Genomic DNA, 18999 nt, shown 5'->3' with positions numbered 1-18999 from the left:
CGCCGCCATCTGGCACAACAACGCAACTAACGCGCCGATCACCCGGTCACTGATCGCCTACGACCACTGACCGGAGATCGGACTTACTCGTCTAGGGTGTGGAGCCCGGCCCTTGTCGCCCCGCTGCTGGTGGCGCCGCCACCATCGTGGACCTGCCCGCGCCCGACTCACCCCAGTCATCGCACGGGTGGCCAGCACGGCAGTGCGGCTCTGTGCGGCGATCTGCACGGCGTTGAGACGGCGGCCGCGCCACCCGCTTCCCGGCCTGAATCGGGTGAAATCGTAAGGCAGACACTGTCGCTGTACCGTGGAAGACCTACCCGCAACGCCTGCCCGCGGTCACTTTGGAGAGAGCTCAATGGCAATTCGGTTCGACGTGGAGTCGCTGCCTCCCGGTGATCGCGCGGATGCCATTCGTGAACTCTCGCGGTCGGTGAACGGCCGGATAGAGGTGCACCTTCCGCGGGATCCGGCTCACCTGAGGGTGGTTGCGGACATCAACACGGTGGGTGCGGTGGAAGTCGCGGGAATCGACTGGAATGTGGCGGGCCTCCGGCGTGCAAACGCTCCTGTCGAAGAGGACATGGTGCCGCACGTTTTCCTCGTACTGCAGGAGACGGGGGTCACCCGGTTCAGTCAGGGAGGAAAGCGGGGAGTGATCCGGGCGGGCGATCTCACGGTGATCGACAATGCGAAGCCCTACGACATCTCCTTTGACCATGCCGTGAGTGCGGTCGTCGTTCGCGTTCCCACGCACGTGCTGGGGCTGCGATCGTCCCTGCTCGGTCAGGTCGCGGCCGCACGCATCGGTTCGGAGCGCCCGCTCGTGGCTGCCGCAGCGGCGTTCTTCGCCCGGCTGGCCCGCCAGCGGGCGGCCGTCGGTGATGCCGAGGCCGCCATGCTCGCGCAGCCCTGCGTCGACCTGATCAGGGCGGTGGCCACGACGAGCCTGGACCGTGACGACCTGGCCAGAGGGCCTCTGCACCACACACTTCTTCAGCGCGTCGAGGAATACGTCCGCCTCCACCTGGCAGAATCCGACCTGACCGCCGCACGTATCGCCACCGAGCATCATGTCTCCGTACGCCAGCTCTACCTGACCCTGTCCCGGGCCGGAATCACCCTCGGCGACTGGATAAGGACGCAGCGCCTCGAGGAGTGCAGGAGAGAACTGGCATCGCCCGTGCATCGATTCATGACGATCGAGGCGATCGCGCACCGGTGGGGGTTCGCCAGCGCACCCCATTTCAGCCGCGTATTCAAAGCGACGTACGGCGTGAGTCCTCGCGAGTGGCGATCGGGACAAGCGGCGGACTGAACGGACGTTCCGTCGGCAACGCTGCGACCCTGTCCGAAGTCCGGACCGGTTTCATCGCGGAGCAGGGGTCACGACAAAAGCGCTCCATCCTCCGACTCCCTTGTCCGTCACCGGGGGACCGGAATGCGCGTTCTCCGATGTTTCCAGGCTAAGCGGTACACGGATCGTCGTTTTGTCTTTCTGTGCACGGATCCGCCCACCGGCTTGCCTCGCCGTGCAAGGATTCGGGTCCGGCGCCCGGTCCCGGACAGCCGGCCCCCTGGGTGCCCAGCCGCTGCGCGGTGTGACGTCTTGCTGACACCGCGCCCCGCCGAAGCATGCAGGGCGGCGCGCGAAGGGCTGCCGACGGGCTGCTCACGAGCGCGACTCGCGCGGCGCGCCGGCCGGCAACCCGCGTTCATCTCTGGACGTATCGGGCATTTTTCCCTGGTTGCCCTTCTCGGTTGCTTCGTCCTACTGTCCCCGCCGACGACGTCGTAGGCACCGAACCCGCGGGGGTCGACGAGGAGGGGCGCCCCGGGAGGGCCACCTCGCGTGGGCTCTCCTCGGCGAGGGTCAGGTCCGTCCGGCCCCCGGTCGCCCTCTGAGTGGGCGGGGCGCCGCACCGGAACCGTCTCCGGAGCCACCGATGCACGTCACATCCCGGCGCCGGGTACCAGTGCGTGCCTGACGTGAAGCCGTACCAACGAAAGGCTCGACATGACCAAGATCGCGATCATCCTCGGCAGCACCCGTCCGGGGCGCAACGGCGCCGCCGTGGCGGACTGGGTTCTCGATGTCGCCAAGCAGCGTTCCGACGCCGAGTTCGAGCTCGTGGACCTTGCCCTCTATCCGCTGCCGCTCCTGGACGAGGCGCTTCCCCCGTCGCTCGGGCAGTACCAGAACGCCCACACCAAGGCGTGGGCGTCGAAGATCGCCGAGTTCGACGGCTTTGTGTTCGTCACCCCCGAGTACAACCACTCCACCACGGGTGCCCTGAAGAACGCGCTCGACTACCTGTACGCGGAGTGGAACAACAAGGCCGCGGGGTTCGTGAGCTACGGCTCCGGCGGCGGCACCCGGGCCGTCGAGCACCTCCGCCTCATCGCGAGTGAGCTGCAGATCGCCACGGTGCGTGCGCAGGTCGCGCTGTCCCTCCTGACCGACTTCGAGAACTACAGCGACTTCAAGCCGGGCCCGCACCACCAGCCCACCGTTGAGGCCATGCTCGACCAGGTCGTCAGCTGGTCGAAGGCCCTGCAGCCGCTGCGTGCCGGCGCCTGATCAGCCGCTGTCCGAGTGCCCTGTCTCCCCGGGCCGCCCTGCTGAAGTGCCGGACGGGCGTCGCGGGCGTACACGGCGAGACGGGGTCTCTGTTGTGCACGGCGTCCATCGACGATGGCCAGTGGAGCGCGAGCAGTTGAGCGGCAACAGCGTGACCGGGAATCTTTAGATGATACGTGTAATATAAAAACTCATTGTCTGCCGCCGGGAATATGCCGCCTTCCTCGCACCTGTGCAGCTCCCGTCTGCGCGCGCGGGGCGACCCGGCGGGCAGTTGCCCGTTCACCTTGCGGCACCGTTTCACGAGGGATCCCATGACTTCTGACGTTCCGTTCGCACGGGTCGCGTCCGCGGAGGCGGCCGAACTCGCATCGCTGGTGAGCGGCCCGGTTCTGCTGCCCGGCGACGAGGGTTACGACGCCGAGTGCCGGATCTACAACCTGAACGCCCCCCTGGAGCCCGCGCTCGTCGTCGGTGCCGCCGACGCGGCCGACGTACAGGCGGCGATCCGTTTCGCGGGCCGCCAGGGCCGGGCGGTGACGGTGAAGACCACCGGGCACCAACAGGTCGGCGCTGCCCGGGGCGGCGTTCTGATCAGTACCCGGCGCATGAAGGGCATCGCCGTCGACGCCGGCCGGCTGCGCGCACGGGTCGAGGCCGGTGTGGTCTGGCAGGAGGTGATCGACCAGGCCGCCGCCGTCGGGCTCGCCCCGATGAGCGGTTCCGCCCCGCTGGTGGGCGTGGCGGGGTACACCCTCGGGGGAGGACTCAGTCCGGTCTTCGGCCGAAGCCGGGGATACGCGGCCGACCATGTCCGCTCGCTGGAGGTGGTGACCGCTGATGGCGAGTTGCGTCATGTCACAGCGGACAGTGATCCCGAACTCTTCTGGTCCCTGCTCGGAGGCAAAGGCAATTTCGGCGTCGTCACCGCGCTGGAATTCGGCCTGTTCCCGGTGACCCATTTCTACGGCGGCGGAATCTACTTCCCCGGCGAACGACTTGCCGATGTGCTGCACACCTGGCGCACCTGGCAATCGGACATGCCCGAGGAGATGTCCTCCTCCGTGGCCGTGCAGCGGCTGCCTCCGCTGCCCGACTTGCCGGAGCCGCTCCGGGGGGCGTTCGTGGTCCACGTGCGGATCGCCTACCTCGGTCCGGTGGCCGAGGGCGAGCGGCTGATCGCCCCCCTGCGTACGGCCGCCCCGGCGCTCATCGACACCGTGGGCGAGATGCCCTTCACCGCGATGGGGGCCATCCACATGGACCCCCCGGCACCCATGCCCTATTACGACCGAACGACGATGCTGCGCGCGTTTCCCGCCGAGGCGGCCGACCAGCTGATCGAACTGCTCGGCCCCGGGTCGGGCTCCCCGCTGGTGAGCGTCGAGATCCGCGTGCTCGGCGGCGCACTCGACCGTGAGCCCGCGGTACCCAACGCCGTCTCCAGCCGAGGGCTCCCCTTCGTCCTTTTCGGAATCGGCGTGGGCGCCCCGGACCAGGCCGAGTTCCTGAGCGGCAAGCTCGACGAGGTGATGGATGCCATGGAGCCCTGGGCGGACGAGCGCAGGATGGTCAACTTCCTCTCCATCGAAGAGGCCACCGACCCGGAGCGGTTGAGCGAGGTCTACGGCGCAGAGCGCTACCGGCGTCTGGCTGCGGCGAAGAAGGCATACGACCCGACCAACATGTTCCGTGTGAACCACAACATCTCGCCCGGCTGACGGGGCTGGGCCTTCGGGGCCGGACTCGACCGTCCGGCCCCCAGGGGTCCCGGTCGCCCGTAAAAGGCGCCGCGGCACCGAGCCGTCCCCGCGAATGCCGGCCGTCACGAGACGAGCCCGGCCCGCAGGGCCTGCTCTTCCTCCCCTACGGGTTCGTCGGCCTGATAGGCGTGCTCGGCCCAGATGGTCTTGCCCTGCGGGTGGTGGCGGGTGCCCCAGCGCTGGGTGAGCTGGGCGACGATGAACAGTCCCCGGCCGCTTTCGTCGAAGGTGCAGGCGCGTCGAAGGTGCGGGGAGGTGGTGCTGCCGTCGGTGACCTCGCAGGTCAGGCCCGTGGCGCAGCGGATCAGGCGGAGCCGTACCGGTGGCTGGGCATGGCGGATGGCGTTGGTGACGAGCTCGCTGACGATGAGGACGGTGGTGGAGGTGGCGTCGTCCAGGCCCCATGTCCTCATGGTGGCCGTGACATGTTGTCGCGCGGCAGAGACAGCCGCGGGGTCCGCAGGGAGGTCCCAGGTGGCCACCGTGGTGCCGTCGAGCGTGCGGGTGCGGGCGGCGAGCACGTGCAACCGGCGTGGTGCTCCCGCTGCCACAAAGGCCTCCAGAGCAGCACGGCAGGTGTCGGTGAGCGATGACTTCGGGTCCACAAGTTGCTCGGGCGCCTCGAGTCGATCGGTGTCCTTCCCGGGATCGGGCGGCGCGGCGGAGTGCGAGGGCAGCAGGAGCACGCTGCCTTTCCTGAGCCGGATCTCGGCGGTCCCGACCTTCGCCCGCGCGCTCCCGAGCGCTACCCCGGCAGGAAGGTCCACGGCAGTGATCACACCGTCAGGGGCGATGACGCTGGGCGCGGGGTGCCCGGCGCAGGCGAGGGTGCAGTCCGCGGTGACGGGGTCGTAGACGGCGTACAGGCAGCTTGCCGTGACATCGCGGGTGCTCTCGTCGGGCCGCAACCGACGGATGACGTCGTGGAGATGGGTGAGCGCCTCGTCCGGTTGCACGTCGATGTCCGCCAGCGTGCGCACCGCGGCACGCAGTTCGGGCACCAGGGCGGGGGCCGGCTCTCCGTCCTCGGTCACGCTGCCGGCGACCAGCGCCACGCGGGCTCCGGACAGCGGGATCGCGTCCAGCCAGTGGGCCTGCGGCCTTCCGTCGTCGGTCCGGCAGTAGGCGAGTTCCATGGCCGCGGGTTGCGGCAGGCGCCCAGGCGCCGGTCCGGCCTCCCACAAGAAGGCGCACGGGTCGCCAGTGGCCTCACGTGGTGCGGAGACGATGCGGCCCGTCTCCTCACGCCTTCCGGGACGTACGGCGAAGACGCACCCGGCCTTCTGGCGGAGCCGGACCCGGCAGATGAGCAGGCTCATACCGAAGGACAGAAGGGCTGCGGCGATGACCACCGTCCGGCCCCCCTCCGACACGCCCGGGATCACGAAACCGTAGATGGCCACACTGCCCGCCAGCGTGCAGGCTCCGACGATCAGAGTGTGTCTGACGGGCAGCAGGGCGGCCGCCATCAGGGGGGCCAGCACCGAGTAGTCCGACCAGCGGACCAAGCCCACCGCAGAGACTTCCAGTTGCACTGCGCAGGTCGCGGCGAGATAGACGGCGAGCAGCGCACTCGGGTGCCGGAGCAGGAGGAGTCTGGGCATGGCCATCCTTGTCACCGTCCCTTCTGACGGGGTGCGCAGTGCCTGCCGGACGATGCGCATGGTGTGTGGCGCGGGAGCCGGGGTCTGTGCGCGGGTGTGCGGGCCTTCGGGCTGTGGAGGATCACGGCGGCGCCTGTCCGCCGTGGACGGGGTGCGTCGGATGGTGGACAGCGACGAGGGCCAGGTCGTCCTGGAGGTTCTTCTTGCCCGCGTGCCGGTCCACGTCGAGGCTGACGTGCTGCACGAGGCGGCTCGGGCACTCCCAGGTCCATGTACCGGCACGGTCGAGGACGGGGAAGAACTCGCCGGCGGAGTCGCGGGCCTCGGCCAGGCCGTCGGTGTACAGGAGCAGGGTGTCTCCGGGGCCGAAGGCAACCGTGTCGAGGCAGAAGGCGTCGGGGGATTCCGCCGCGAGCCCCAGCGGCGGGGCGGGCCGGGCGACGGGCAGCAGGGTGACCTGGCTGCCCTGGCGCAACAGCGGTGGCGGGTGTCCGCAGCTGACCACTCTGGCGACTTCCTCGTCGTCGGGGAGTTCGATCAGCAGGGCGGTGATGAATCGCTCGCCGCTGTCGAGGGTGTCAGCCGTCAACTCGCTCAGGTGCCTGCGGACGCTGCGTTCCAGCGCGGCCGCGAGCTCCGGGAGCGTGCGGAAATGCTGGGATGCCTCACGGAAGGCACCCAGGACGGCGGAGGCGTCCTCGATGGCCGGAAGACCCTTCCCCCGGACGTCTCCGATGAGGACGCGCGTGGTGCGGCCGGTGCGGGACGCCGCGTACAGATCACCGCCCACCAAAGCGTGTGCGGCCGCGGCGCGGTACATCGAGGCGATGCGGAAGGGGCCCACCTTCGGGGGGATCGGGCGCAGCAGCACTCGTTGAGCGGCCTCGGAGACAGCCCGCACCTGAGCCAGCTCCCTCAGATCGCGGTCGTGCATGGCCCGGGAGGCGAGGACGAACGCGGACACTATGAGCACCGCCCCGATGTGGATGGGCAGCAGCGGTGAGTGGAGCAGGCCGTCGTGGTTGTCCACGAGGAGCACCGCCGCGGCTGCCACGAGCGCGACGACGGCTGTGAAGCGTGTTCGTGCGAACGTTCCCGTGCACGTGGGAGCCGCCACGAGCAGCGGGGACAGGTGGACCGCAAGGGGGGCGAACGACGCGCCCAAGGTGATGGCCGTGATCAGCAGGAGCGGAGGCACCGCGTGTCCGCGCATCCCCAAGGGCCCGGTGCCCCGGTCAAGGGCTTTCGGCCGCTTGCGCACTTGGGGGCCGAATGCCGGGAGCAAGCGGGCTCCGTCGTGGGCCGCGCGCTGGGCGGCGGGCGAGCGAGGGCAGAGGTGCGTCACGAGTCGGGGGAGTGACCCGACTTTCCTGGAGGTGCTGCGTCGTATCAACATGGCGCGGCTTTCGTGCCATCGCGGCGTGGAGGGTGAGGATGAGGCTCGATGAGTCCACCGGCGGTGCGCCCCCGGCGAATGGTCTTCTTGGCGAGGCGGCGGTCATACCGGTGATCGTCCGGCCAGAGGGACAGGCCGGGCAGCGGCCTCCCAGCGCGTCGGGCCGCTCAGTACGGCTCGCGGTGCGCGAGGGGTCGACTGGTGCGTGTCCCAGAGAGGCAGGGAGACCAGGTGCGGGTCCACGCCGGTGCTGTGCCGTCTTCGGTATGTCTGCGGCTCTGTTGGCGTCACAGCTCCGCCGTCCCTCACTTTTTCGTATGGTGGAAGTTGTGTGCCGATATGCGTTTCAACTGTGCGACGTGCGGTTCGGTGCGTCAAGCGAGCCGTTACCCCCTCCGTTCGGGTCGGGTGCGGCATGAGCGGCGTCGCGTCCCACCACGCTTCACCGCGGGGCACGTGAAAGGCGGTTGGACGACCCGGGGGTCTGCCGTGGGATCGGGTCACCCGCCTCTGCGGGCTGGTGAGGTCATGACCGTCCCCGACGCGACTCGGGTCGGACGGCCGCCGGCGACCGCGGCAGGGCCTCAACGGCACCCGCGGGCAACGGCCTTCGGCGTCGTACGGGTCGTGTGTGCGACGCGGTGAACCGTCCGCAAGCGGCTGCGGTGAGAGCGCCGTCTCCGTGGCTCCGGTGGCGAAGTCCTTCTCGTCACCGGCGCGATGTCGGAACGACCCCTGGGTGAGGGCTGTTTGAGCGGATGGGTGCCCATCCCTGCCCCCGGGGCGGCAACGCCCATATTAGATTGTAGGTGCCATCTTACATGCGGGAGCGCCATCCGTGCTCCGTGGAACGTGGACGGTTTCGTGCGCACTCGCCGGTGCGGGGAACGGCTGCGGGTGCCGGCCGACCGGTCGTCGCCCCGCGGGAGCTGGTCCGCTGTGCCGACTGGGGTGCGACCCACGGGCCGCTGCGGCAGGGGATAGACGGCAGGCATAATCTTAGCGTCGAGGTGTCTGCCCGCCCGTCCTCGTCACAGCCCGCAACGCGGCAGATGACCGGCGGGCACTACGGAGGGTGAGGGATGAGTCGCGTCTCGCAAGCAGAAGCCAAGGCCAACCGGGAGCGAGTGGTCGCCGCGGCCTCTCGGCTGTTCCGTGAAGACGGTGTGGCCAAGGTGGGCATCGCGGATGTGATGAAGTCGATCGGCCTCACCCAGGGGGGCTTCTACAAGCAGTTCGCCTCCAAAGCCGCGCTTGTCGAAGAAGCGGCCGCCAAGGCGTTCGCCGACAACCTGCAGGACCTCGAGGCTCTGGACCAGGAGACCGGGGAGCACCAGGCGGCGTGGCAGTCGCTGCTGGAGTCCTACTTCTCTGTCGACCATCGCGACAACCCCGGCACCGGCTGCCCCGCGGCCGGTTTCGCCGGCGATGTCGCGCGTGAGCCCGAGCACAGGGAGACCTACGCCAAGGGCGTCCAGAAGGTCGCGGAGTGGATCGCGCCTGGTGACGCCGGTCTGGCCGCTTACGCCACGCTCGTCGGCGGCCTCATTCTCGCCCGCGCCACCGCGGGCACGCCTGTGTCGGAACAGATCCTGCGGGCTTCACACGCCGCGGTGGCGAGCGCTGCCGGCAGCGATCAGCCGGCACACGGCTGACGGGCACGCCACTTCGGTGTCCTGACCCGCTCGGCGTCCCGTAGGCGTGTCGGCGGAGGGCGTGCCGGCCCCCGCGCCCTGGGCCTGACCGGGACGCGCCGGGCCGGGGCGCCCCGGCCTCCCGTCGAAGCCCGAGGCCGGCCGGCCCGAAAAGGCTCGTCAGCCGCACGCGCTGTCGCTGGGAGCCCCAACCACCTCTGCGGCGCCGTGCATTGCCACCGCGCCCCCTCACAAGCAGGAGACCGAACCCCGTGACCTGGTTCACCACGGACAAGCCCGAAGTGTTTCGCTCCGAGGCGGGGGCATTTCTCGCCGCACATCCCGACCTGCACACCATGCTGCTCTCCGGGCTCGACACGATCGAGCAACTGCGGTCCGGGGGCGGAACCCCGTCCGCGGTGCTGGGCTGGTGGCGGGAACCGGACGAGACGGCCACGACGGCCGCGTTCGTGTGGATGCCACCGCACCTGCTGACCTCGAGCCGCCTTTCCCCGGTCGCGGCAACGCACCTGGCCCGATTGCTGGCCACCCGGGCGCAGCCGTTCACGCAGCTCCTGGTCGACGACTCGTCGGTCCGTGCCTTCTCCGAGGCATGGCAGTCGGCCACCGGCTCCACGCCGAAGAGCGGGCCGCACCTGCGCCTCTACCGTCTTGACCAGCTCGTGCGCCCTGGCGTCGCACCACCGGGGGCACCGCGGACGGCGACCGCCGGGGACCGGGCGCTTCTCCATGACTGGTGCACCCGTTTCGTCACGGAAGCCGGCTCGCTCGGGGCGGATCTCGACACCTTCATCGACGAGCGGATAGGCCGGGGCGGCTGGCGGTTGTGGACGGTAGAGGACGAACCGGTGGCCATGGCCGCCATGACGTCGGTGGTAGCCGGCACGGCTCGCCTCACCCCCGTCTACACGCTGCCGGACCATCGGGGCCGGGGCTACGGCTCCGCCGTCACCGCGGCCGTTTCCCAAGCAGCACGTGACGCCGGTGCGGAACACGTACTCCTCTTCACCGACCTCGCCAATCCGACGAGCAACAGCGTCTACCAGCGCATCGGGTACAGCCCCGTCTCCGACTACCGCATCCTGGCGCCCTAACATACGAGATCAGTGGACGGTCCCATGGTTGGATCACACGGTCGGCGAAGCAACGATGTGAAGCCGGCCGGACACACCACGAGACACCCGCGGGCCGTTCGGGTCCGAGGCTTTCGGACAGAGGTAACACCCATGACGGACGCATCGAGCAGAACTGATGAACCGCTCGCGGCGGGCGCATCCCCGGGCAGTGGCCGGCGAGACCTGTGGCACCCCGGCACCATGGCCTCCGTGACCGCCAACTTCCGGCAATACCTGACCGGCTGGGGCACGGGGGACCGCGTTGACGGTGAGCTCGACTACTTCCGCAGTGGGCTGGCCCAGCCGCAGTTCAACGGAGTGGTCCGTGTCCGCTCCCTGGACGCGGTGGAGCGGTCCACCGCCGACGCGCGGGACCGGCTCGCGGGAGTGCCCTGGTGGTGGTGGGTCGGCCCGGACAGCCCCGCGGGCACGTCGTCCGCCCTCGCCGAGCGCGGCGCGAAGGAGCTCACCACGATCCCGGTGATGGTCAGACCGCTCGACCTGGCGGTCGATCCGATCGAGCCACCGGCCGGCCTGCGGATCGAGGAGCTGACCGGTCACGGCCGGCTGCCAGAACTGGTCCGCACGTACAGCGCTTCCATGGGCGTCGCACCGGGCCTCGAACCCGACATCGTGCGGATCGAGTCGCAACGTCGGGACAACGCGGACATCGTGCGTCTGGCGGCGGTCCTCGAGGACCGTGTCGTCGGGACGACCGTGGTGATCGCGGCCCACGACGTGGCCGGGATCTTCATCGTCCACGTCGCGGACACGCACCGCCGGCACGGCATCGGCACAGCCTTGACGGCGGCGGCGCTCCGCGTGGGCCAGGATCGCGGCATGGGGCTGGCGGCACTCGCCGCGAGCCCGGCCGGCGAGCCGCTGTACCGGCGATTCGGTTTCGTCGAAGTATCGCAGTACCGCCTCTTCACCTTCCCCGCCTAGCCTGATCCGCCCCCTGTACGGAACCGGGTACTCCAACCGCAGCTGCCCGCGGCCGGGAGCAACCGCGTACGGGGGGCGGTGATGGATGTCAGGGAGCCGTGATGCCGCTCGACCGCCGGTCGGGCTCAGGGGCCAGTCGAAGTTCCCGGCCCTGCCACCGTCGGCGCAACCAGCGGTCGTGGCTGGCGACCACGATGGCGCCGGGTCCGGTGCCGAGCGCCTCCTCCAGTTCGTCGCACAGACGGGGGGAGAGGTGGTTCGTCGGTTCGTCGAGGAGCAGCAGATGGGGCGGGCGGGCCACCAGCACTGCCAGCGCCAGCCGGCGGCGCTGCCCAACCGACAGCTCCCCGACCGGTCGGTCCAGGTCGGCCCCGTGCATCAGGCCGAGCGAGCCGAGCGGCACCTTCGCCGCCCGCGCCGGACCCACCGCCGCTTCATACGTGTCGCGGACGGTACGTGCGGGCCGGTTGAACACGGTGTCCTGGGTGAGCAGCCCCACCGTCACCCCGCGCCGGCGGTGCACCTCGCCCTCGGCAGGGAGCTGTCCGGCGAGGACGGCGAGCAGCGTCGATTTGCCGGCCCCGTTGCCGCCCGTGACCAGCAGCCGGTCGGTCGCCGCCACCTCCAGGCGGTCCAGTGCCAGCCGGCCCGGCACCCGTACGTCCCGTAGTGCCACCAGCGGCTCCGAGCTCTGCTCGCCCCGCCTCGCCAGGTCCCCGGCGGCGAATCGCAGGGGGCGCGGTGGCTCGGTGACCTGGGTGCGCTCCAGTTCCTCCAGGCGCCGGGTGGCGTTGCGTACCCGGCGGGAGACGGAGTTCTGTACCCGGCCGGCCCGATGGCCGTAGCCCATCTTCTCGTTGTCGACGCGGCCCCGGTCGGGGGCGACCCGGTGCGCGGTCACGCCCACCGACTCGCGCAGTTCCTCCCGTTCCTCCTGCTCCTCGGCGTACCGCCGCTCCCAGCGCTGCCGCTCGGCGTGCTTCTCGGAGAGGTAGGCGCTGTAGTTGCCGCCGTACCGGACGGGTCCGTCCACTGCCGGGTCGAGGTCGATCAGGTCGGTGGTGACGGCGTCGAGGAACGCCCGGTCGTGGCTGGCGACCACCACGGTGCCGGGCAGGGACCGGATCTGTGCCTCGAGGAAGGCGGCGGCTTCGTCGTCGAGGTGATTGGTGGGCTCGTCCAGGAGCAGCGCGGACGGCCGCCGGACCAGCAGCGCGGCCAGGGCCAGCCGGCCGCGCTGCCCACCGGAGAGCGAGCGAAGGCTCCGGTCGTGGCCGAGGGCGCCCAGGCCGAGGCCGCCCAGTACCAGCGCGGCGCGGCGGTCGGCGTCCCAGGACTCCCGGTCCTGGGCCTGTTCGAGGCGTCTGCCGTAGGCGTCGAGGAGTTCCCGGTGGCCGGGGTCGTCCTCGGGCACGCGGGCCAGCTCCTCGCCGAGCCGGTCGAGTTCGGCGAGGTCCTCACGGGCCTCGCGCAGTGCCTCGTCCAGTACGGCGCCGAGGGTGGAGTCCGCGTCGAACGGCATCTCCTGGTGGAGGAAGCCGACGTCGCGGGGGCGGGTGACGCTTCCCGCGTCGGGTTCGTCCACGCCGGCGAGCAGCCGCAGCAGGGTGGACTTGCCGACGCCGTTCTCCCCGATCAGGCCGATGCGGTGGCCGGGGGAAGCGGTGAGGCAGACGCCGTCGAGGACGCGGCGTCCGCCGAGGTCACGGACGAGGTAGTGGGCGAGCAGAGCGGGCTGGGGCACGGGGGATACCGTCCTGGCGTGATCGGTTCTCGGTCCGCCGGGCGCAGGGCCTCGGACGCGGACCACGTCACACGTCGGCGGCTCACACCGCCGGTGCCCCCGTCTCCTGCAGCACCCCGTCGGCCAGCCGCAGCCAGCGGCTGATCCCGATCTCGGCCAGGAACCGCTCGTCGTGGCTGACGACCATGAAGGCACCTTGGTAGGAGTTGAGCGCGCTCACCAACTGGCCCGCGCTGACCAGGTCGAGGTTGTTGGTGGGCTCGTCGAGCAGCAGCAGGTGCGGGGCCGGTTCCGCGCACAGCACGCAGGCCAGGGTGGCGCGCAGCCGCTCACCGCCGGAGAGGACGCCCACCGGCAGATGGGCCCGCGCGCCCCGGAAGAGGAACCGGGCGAGCAGGTTCATCCGCTCCGCCTCGGGCCGCTCGGGCGCGAACGCGGCAAAGTTCTCCGCCACAGTGCGGTCCAGATCCAGCAGATCCAGGCGTTGCGACAGGTACGCGATCCTCCCGTCGTTGCGCTTGACCTCCCCGCTCTCCGGGGCGAGAGCCCCGGTGACCAGCCGCATCAAGGTGGTCTTGCCGGCGCCGTTGGGCCCGGTCAGCGCGATGCGCTCGGGGCCCCGGACGCTCAGGTCGACGCCGCCCGCCGCGAAGACCTCCTTGTCGCCCAGGAGGATCTGCATGCCCTCGCCGAGGAACAGGTTGCGGCCGGCGGGCACCTGGGTGCCGGGAAGCTCCAGCGTGAGCCGCTGCTCCTCGCGCAGGGCCCGCCCGGCCTCGTCGAGGCGGGCCTTGGCATCGCTGACCCGGGAGGCGTGCATCGTGCCGGACCTGCCCGCTGCCTCCTGCGCGCCGCGCTTCATGTTGCCCGCGAAGATCTTGGGCAGCCCGGCGTTCTTCAGGTTCTTCGCGGCGTTGCTCGCCCGGCGATCGGCGCGCTCGCGGGCCTGCTGCAACTCCCGCTTCTCCCGCCTCAGTTCCTGCTCGGCGTTGCGGACGTTCTTCTCGGCGACCTCTTGCTCGGCACGGACGGCCTCCTCGTACTCGGTGAAAGTACCGCCGTACAAGCGCAGTTCGTCGCTGCCGAGTTCGGCGATGCGCTCCATCCGGTCCAGCAGCGCGCGGTCGTGGCTGACCAGGAGCAGACAGCCGTTGAAGTCCGACAGCACGTCGTAGAGCTTGTGCCGGGCCTGGAGGTCGAGGTTGTTGGTCGGCTCGTCGAGCAGGAGGACGTCGGGGCCCTTGAGCAACTGCGCGGCGAGCCCGAGGGAGACCACCTGGCCTCCGCTGAGCGTGCTCAGGCTGCGGTCCAGGGCGAGGCCGGCCAGACCCAGACGGTCGAGTTGGGCGCGGGTGCGCTCCTCGATGTCCCAGTCGTCACCGATGGTGGCGAAGTGCCTCTCGTCGACGTCCCCGGACTCCACAGCGTCCAGCGCGCGGATCACCGCGGCGACGCCGAGCACCTCGGCGACGGTGAGGTCGCTGGTCAGGGGCAGGGTCTGCGGGAGATAGCCGAGCGTGCCGTTCACCGACACCGAGCCCGTGGCGGGCTTCAGCTCACCGGCGATCAGCTTGAGCAGGGTGCTCTTCCCGGAGCCGTTGGGTGCCACCAGGCCGGTACGGCCGGGGGGCACGGAGAAGGACAGGTCGTGGAAGACGGGGGTGTCGTCGGGCCAGGCGAAGGAGACGTTCGAGCAGATGACAGCGACGTCGGACATGGAAGTGACCTCGGAGGTACGAGGGCAGAGCGCAGACCTCTGCCCTGGGCAGACGTGGGAGAAAGGGGTACGACGAAACGGACCACCTCGGCAGCGCTCCTGAGCGCCGGCCGGTGGCCGTCAGATCCGGGTCTCACCCGGAGATGTCGTCGTCACCCGCCACGTCTGTGACTCCTCATTGCTCGTCCTGTGTCAGCGGCCAGCATAACAACACGCTTCCGTCCCGTGTTCTCGACCGGCCCTGCTCATGATCGCGATCGGCGGTCCCGCAGGTTGCCGCGTAGGGGGGACGGACCTCGGCGCGCCACGCCCGATGGCCTCTGCCGGGCGGCCTCCCCATGGGGACGGGCCGCACGGCCCAGGCCGGCTTCACAACTCACCCGACCTGTGCGGCCCTTCCCATGTCACGGCCCGACAAGGACGCTCACGATGCCACTGCCGCCGTACTGCTATTCGGCCTGGATCGCGTCGGCCGGGATCTCGAAGACGAGTTCGAGCCCGTCGCGCTCGTTCCCCCGCTCGCGAACGCACGTGAACCCGAAGCCCGCGATGGTGGCCACGGAGGCGTCGTTGTCGGACCTGACAGTGGCCCGAACGGTCCTGACACCGGGTTCGGCGGCGGCCCTCACGAGCAGCGCTGCCAGCATGGCGCGGGCATAGCCCTGGCGGCGGTACGCGGGTACGACGGTGTAGCCGACCTCGACCATGCCGGCCTCGTCCGGCGGCCCATGGAATCCGGCGTCGCCGACAACGGCCCCGTCCGGCTCTGACACCGCGGCCCGCACGATCCAGGGCGCGACAGACGGGTCCTCGGCGAGCTGACCGGCGCGATAGCCGAAGATCCCGCGGGCCCGGTCGGAGACGAAGTACTCGTCGAGGGCGACCCCCGCCTCGGCGCTGCCGCCGGCGAGGTCCCCCTCGGCCAGCGCCCGGAGCGCCTTCGCGCTGAGCTCGACGAAGCGGACGCGTTTGGGGACGGAGAGAAGTTCGCTGCTCATTGCGGAGATGCTCGCCCAGTGCCGCAAGGCTGTCCACCGTTTTACGGCCTCGGCGGACGGTCGGGCGTGCCGGCCTGGCGGCTTGGGCACCGTCCATCTCCCCTGAAGTCGTTGCTCCACCTCCGCGTCACAGGGACCGGCCAGACTGGTCGGTCGGGACGGCAAGTCCCCTATCGGCGCTGCTTCGTCACCTCATGTCGAGGCGCACAACCGCCCCGATCTCGACCAGCTGGGCGGGCAGCGCGAGGTCCGAGACCCCCATGACCGTGCTGGTGGGGCGATGCTCACCGCAGTACGCGGCGTGCAGTCGGGCGACGGTGTCGAAATGCTCGCGCAGGCCCCTGACAAGGATGGTGGTCTCGACGATTTGATCGCGGGTGGCGCCGAAGTGCTCCAGTACCCGGTCGAGATTGCCGAGGGTCGTGCGCATCTGGAGTTCGAAGTCGCCCTCCCCGATGAAGGCCCCGGTACTGTCGTGCGACAGCTGCCCCGAGATGTACAGCGTGTCACCGGCCTGCACGGCCTGGCTGTATCCGTAAAGCGACTCCCACGGCATACCGAATGCGAATTCCTGGGACTGGACGGTCACGGCTCTCTCCTCGATCTCCTGTGGCCCCATCCGTGTGGACAGGGGGGCGACATCTGAGACCGGAACCGGCCCAGAAGTGTGACGACGCCCCACGCGGGGCGCCGGCGGACCCCTGTGCCATGGCCTGTCGTGAGCCGGGAGGCCGGCAGGCAGTGCTGGGTGCAGGTGTCGAGATCAGCGCCAGTACGCTGTCAGCGACTTCGCGAGAGCGATGCGGTCACGGACGGGCGGCAGCTCGCCGACGATCGCGAGCCGCACGACCACGGGGGAGACGTGCCGTTCTTCAAAGCTGTCCTGCTCGACTGGGTCGGAACACTCATCGTCCCGAAATGGGGTCCCGCCCGGACGGGGCCCAGGGGGGCTTCGTGGATCCGACACTCGTTGCGGCGACTCGGGCGTGACTCGTCCGAGGCGGAGGTCCAGCGGGTCAGTGCAGCCCTGAGCGCCGCGGGCAAGCTCCCTCATGTCGTGCGGGGCTGGGCGGGAGCGGACCTGTCGGCCGCGGCACACCGTGACAGCTACGATCGGTGGATCGATGCCGCGGGAGCGGACTCGGTCCTGGCCGAGGAGATGTACACGGCGCTGTCCGATGCGGCCGGGAACGCCTTTGCCGCCGATGTCCCGCCCACTCTCGCGGCGTTCAAGGCAGCCGGACTGAAAGTGGCGATCGTCAGCGACATCCACGTCGACATCCGCCCCGCTTTCCTGGAGCGCGGCCTCGACGTGTACGTCGACGAGTTCGTCCTGTCCTTCGAACACGGCGTGTCCAAGCCCGACCCCGCCATCTTCCACGTCGCCCTCAGCCGGCTCGGGGTGCGGCCCGAAGAGGCACTGATGGTCGGCGACCGCTCCAGCCACGACGGCGCGGCAGTCGAAGCCGGGATCCCCACCCTGCTCGTCCCGCCGTTGACGACGGTGACCGAGGAACGACTGCACCTCGCACTCGCGGCCTGCGGTATTCCCGCCCGCTGACCGCTTGGTCCGCGACAAGCCCCCGCCGAGCGTGCACACGAGGGCATGAACCACGCTGCGACCGGCGGACAAGGCGGCGCGGCGCTGTGACCGCGACCGCGACCAGCGGGCGGGCACGATTCAGGTGGCGGCATCGCGCCGGCCGTCGGCGTCCGCGCCGGACGCCAGCTCCTTCTTCCGCTGCCGGTAGGCGCGCATGGACGCCTGAGAGCCGCATTTCGGGCCGCAGTACGCGCCAGAGCTGTTGCGCGTCCGGTCGAAGAAGCAGAAATGACAGGGCTGGTTCCGGCATGCCCGCACTCGGTCCCACGTGCCTGCCATCGCGAGCTGGGTGATGGCCGCCAGGACCGAGCCGAAGAGTCCGGGGATTCCGGTCTGCCCGGTCGTCAGGGTTGCGCCCGAGCACGTGACGACCGTCATCAGCGGATACCTCGAAGCCATCTCGCGCAAGTATTCCTCCGTCTCCGCGAGCATCCCCGGCGTGATGTCCTGATCTCCGGCGTGAGCGAGCAGCACGGTGATCAAGGCATCGCGAAACTCCCGGGCACTGGTCGCGTCAGCGTCTGTGACGAGGGTGGCCGGTGCGTCCATACCGTGTTCCCGCAGCCACGCGCGCAGAGTCGCCGCGTTCTCGAAACGCTCCGCGAGTCGGTGAGGGCCCGCAGGGTGCGTGTTGACGAATCGCAGCAAGGTGTCGGCCCCTGGCGGCTGCGTCATCGGACGGCGCTCCGTGGTGGATGAGGGCATGGCCGGAGGCCTCCTCGCGGAGTGGAAGGGCGACTCCGAAATGTTAGGCACAAAACGGCATCAGTGGCAACTTTGCCTGGTGGGCAGTACGCCTCCTGGGTGAGCGCCGGGTCCGGCAGGGCAACGCTCCCCGTGCGGTGATACGTGCCGCGCTCCGGCCCTTTCTCGTGCACCGGGCTCCTGATGGAAGCGGTGGAGTGACGGACATCCCCGCCGAATGGGATGTCCGTCACCGTCGAGAAGGTTGCTCGTTGCGATCTAATCTCCTACGGTCATAACACCGAGATGGTGAGCCGCTGGGAAGGCCAGCCCCGTGCGCTTCGGCGAACGGGCGGAGCGGAAGATCCGCCGGCGAGCGGGCGCAGGGCTCACGCGCCTCCGTCCCGCAGATCACCCCGGCCCTCCGCTGGGGCCGCAAGCCAAGGTGCCTCCCCAGGCTCCGAGGCAACCGGTACCTCACGCTCGTGAGACCCGCCGACATCAAGAAGGAACGACCTCCACATGGACATGAAGCTCGAACTCACTGTGCTGCCCGTATCCGACGTCGATCGGGCCAAGGCCTTCTACGAGCAGGTGGGATTCCGCCTGGACCTCGACAAGGCCGTCGGCGAGCACTGGCGCGCCGTGCACTTCACACCGCCGGGCTCCGGAGCGTCGATCATGTTCGGCACGGGCCTGACGTCCGCCGAGCCGGGCTCGGCCCAGGGCCTCTACCTCGTCGTCTCGGACATCGAGGAGGCCCACGCGGACCTCTCCCGTCGCGGCATCCGGGTCAGTGACATGTTCCACGACGCTGGTGGACTGCTCTACCACGGCCACGAGAACGGGCAGATCACCCACCGCCTCGACGGTCAGGGCCGACTGGCCGGCCCGCACCCGGAGCGTGCCTCGTACGGCTCGTTCCTGACCTTCAGTGACCCCGACGGGAACGGCTGGGTCCTCCAGGAGATCACGCAGCGCTTCCCCGGCCGCTGACAGGACGACAGCCCAAGAACCTGCGCCGCAGGCACGAGGCACCGAAGGCAACCCCGAGACGGACGGCAGCCGGGCGCCGGCCGGGGGGGGGGGCCGGCGGGCGGGCCGGGGGGGGGGGGGGCGGGGGCGGGGGGGGGGGCGTAGGGGAGCACCCACGGTGGGGCCGGGGGGGGGGAGGGGGGGGGGGCGGGGGGTGGG

General features: G+C 70.2%; 15 protein-coding genes. 8 read left to right on the top strand and 7 right to left on the bottom strand.

The window, feature by feature from the left end; translation table 11 throughout:
- Nucleotides 1-358 precede the first annotated feature (358 nt).
- From ACIP98_RS39960 to ACIP98_RS39950, 3 genes are all read left to right on the top strand, one after another.
- Complete coding sequence (locus tag ACIP98_RS39960) at nucleotides 359-1318, top strand: helix-turn-helix domain-containing protein (RefSeq protein WP_401981430.1); 960 nt, start codon at nucleotides 359-361, stop codon at nucleotides 1316-1318.
- A gap of 699 nt (nucleotides 1319-2017) precedes the next feature.
- Complete coding sequence (locus ACIP98_RS39955) at nucleotides 2018-2581, top strand: NADPH-dependent FMN reductase (RefSeq protein WP_401981428.1); 564 nt, start codon at nucleotides 2018-2020, stop codon at nucleotides 2579-2581.
- 314 nt (nucleotides 2582-2895) lie between these two features.
- On the top strand, nucleotides 2896-4302 hold the full coding sequence (locus ACIP98_RS39950; protein WP_401981426.1) for an FAD-binding oxidoreductase: 1407 nt from the start codon (nucleotides 2896-2898) through the stop codon (nucleotides 4300-4302).
- A 104-nt stretch (nucleotides 4303-4406) separates the two neighbouring features.
- On the opposite strand, the gene ACIP98_RS39945 is transcribed toward ACIP98_RS39950, so the two are convergent.
- Both ACIP98_RS39945 and ACIP98_RS39940 read right to left on the bottom strand, forming a co-directional pair.
- The gene (locus ACIP98_RS39945) at nucleotides 4407-5948 is read right to left on the bottom strand and encodes a SpoIIE family protein phosphatase (RefSeq protein ID WP_401981423.1); all 1542 of its coding nucleotides are present in this window, start codon (nucleotides 5946-5948) and stop codon (nucleotides 4407-4409) included.
- A gap of 121 nt (nucleotides 5949-6069) precedes the next feature.
- Complete coding sequence (locus ACIP98_RS39940) at nucleotides 6070-7146, bottom strand: PP2C family protein-serine/threonine phosphatase (RefSeq protein WP_401981420.1); 1077 nt, start codon at nucleotides 7144-7146, stop codon at nucleotides 6070-6072.
- Nucleotides 7147-8426: 1280 nt separating this feature from the next.
- Between ACIP98_RS39940 and ACIP98_RS39935 the strand changes: the two genes are divergently transcribed.
- The 3 genes from ACIP98_RS39935 to ACIP98_RS39925 all read left to right on the top strand — a co-directional run bounded on the left by ACIP98_RS39935 (nucleotide 8427) and on the right by ACIP98_RS39925 (nucleotide 11059).
- A complete protein-coding gene (locus ACIP98_RS39935; protein WP_319660961.1) occupies nucleotides 8427-8999 on the top strand; it encodes a TetR/AcrR family transcriptional regulator in 573 nt (190 codons plus the stop codon).
- A gap of 251 nt (nucleotides 9000-9250) precedes the next feature.
- A complete protein-coding gene (locus ACIP98_RS39930; protein ID WP_401981417.1) occupies nucleotides 9251-10093 on the top strand; it encodes a GNAT family N-acetyltransferase in 843 nt (280 codons plus the stop codon).
- Nucleotides 10094-10324: 231 nt separating this feature from the next.
- The gene (locus ACIP98_RS39925) at nucleotides 10325-11059 is read left to right on the top strand and encodes a GNAT family N-acetyltransferase (protein WP_319660959.1); all 735 of its coding nucleotides are present in this window, start codon (nucleotides 10325-10327) and stop codon (nucleotides 11057-11059) included.
- Between the two features lie 88 nt (nucleotides 11060-11147).
- On the opposite strand, the gene ACIP98_RS39920 is transcribed toward ACIP98_RS39925, so the two are convergent.
- The 4 genes from ACIP98_RS39920 to ACIP98_RS39905 all read right to left on the bottom strand — a co-directional run bounded on the left by ACIP98_RS39920 (nucleotide 11148) and on the right by ACIP98_RS39905 (nucleotide 16107).
- Nucleotides 11148-12803 carry an ABC-F family ATP-binding cassette domain-containing protein gene (locus tag ACIP98_RS39920; protein WP_401981415.1) on the bottom strand — a complete coding sequence of 552 codons (1656 nt, stop codon included), beginning with the start codon at nucleotides 12801-12803 and terminating at the stop codon, nucleotides 11148-11150.
- An 82-nt stretch (nucleotides 12804-12885) separates the two neighbouring features.
- A complete protein-coding gene (locus ACIP98_RS39915) occupies nucleotides 12886-14520 on the bottom strand; it encodes an ABC-F family ATP-binding cassette domain-containing protein (protein WP_401981414.1) in 1635 nt (544 codons plus the stop codon).
- 449 nt (nucleotides 14521-14969) lie between these two features.
- Nucleotides 14970-15518, bottom strand: coding sequence for a GNAT family N-acetyltransferase (locus ACIP98_RS39910; RefSeq protein ID WP_401981413.1), 549 nt, complete (start codon nucleotides 15516-15518; stop codon nucleotides 14970-14972).
- Between the two features lie 187 nt (nucleotides 15519-15705).
- Entirely contained in the window at nucleotides 15706-16107 is a 402-nt protein-coding gene (locus ACIP98_RS39905) for a RidA family protein (protein WP_401981411.1), read from the bottom strand.
- Nucleotides 16108-16185: 78 nt separating this feature from the next.
- Between ACIP98_RS39905 and ACIP98_RS39900 the strand changes: the two genes are divergently transcribed.
- Nucleotides 16186-17079: an HAD family hydrolase gene (locus ACIP98_RS39900; RefSeq protein WP_401981410.1), complete on the top strand. Its 894-nt coding sequence runs from the start codon at nucleotides 16186-16188 to the stop codon at nucleotides 17077-17079.
- A 120-nt stretch (nucleotides 17080-17199) separates the two neighbouring features.
- Here ACIP98_RS39900 and ACIP98_RS39895 read toward each other — a convergent pair whose 3' ends face one another.
- Nucleotides 17200-17826 (bottom strand): ABATE domain-containing protein, encoded by a 627-nt coding sequence (locus ACIP98_RS39895; protein WP_319660953.1) that lies wholly within the window; start codon nucleotides 17824-17826, stop codon nucleotides 17200-17202.
- Between the two features lie 501 nt (nucleotides 17827-18327).
- Here ACIP98_RS39895 and ACIP98_RS39890 point away from each other — a divergent pair.
- On the top strand, nucleotides 18328-18801 hold the full coding sequence (locus tag ACIP98_RS39890) for a VOC family protein (RefSeq protein WP_319660952.1): 474 nt from the start codon (nucleotides 18328-18330) through the stop codon (nucleotides 18799-18801).
- The last annotated feature ends 198 nt before the right edge of the window (nucleotides 18802-18999 follow it).

Origin of the sequence: Streptomyces sp. NPDC088354 (assembly GCF_044753585.1) — a bacterium.
In the GTDB taxonomy this organism is placed as follows: domain Bacteria; phylum Actinomycetota; class Actinomycetes; order Streptomycetales; family Streptomycetaceae; genus Actinacidiphila.
Note: the sequence above shows the minus strand (reverse complement) of the source record. Positions and strands in the feature narration are given on the sequence as shown.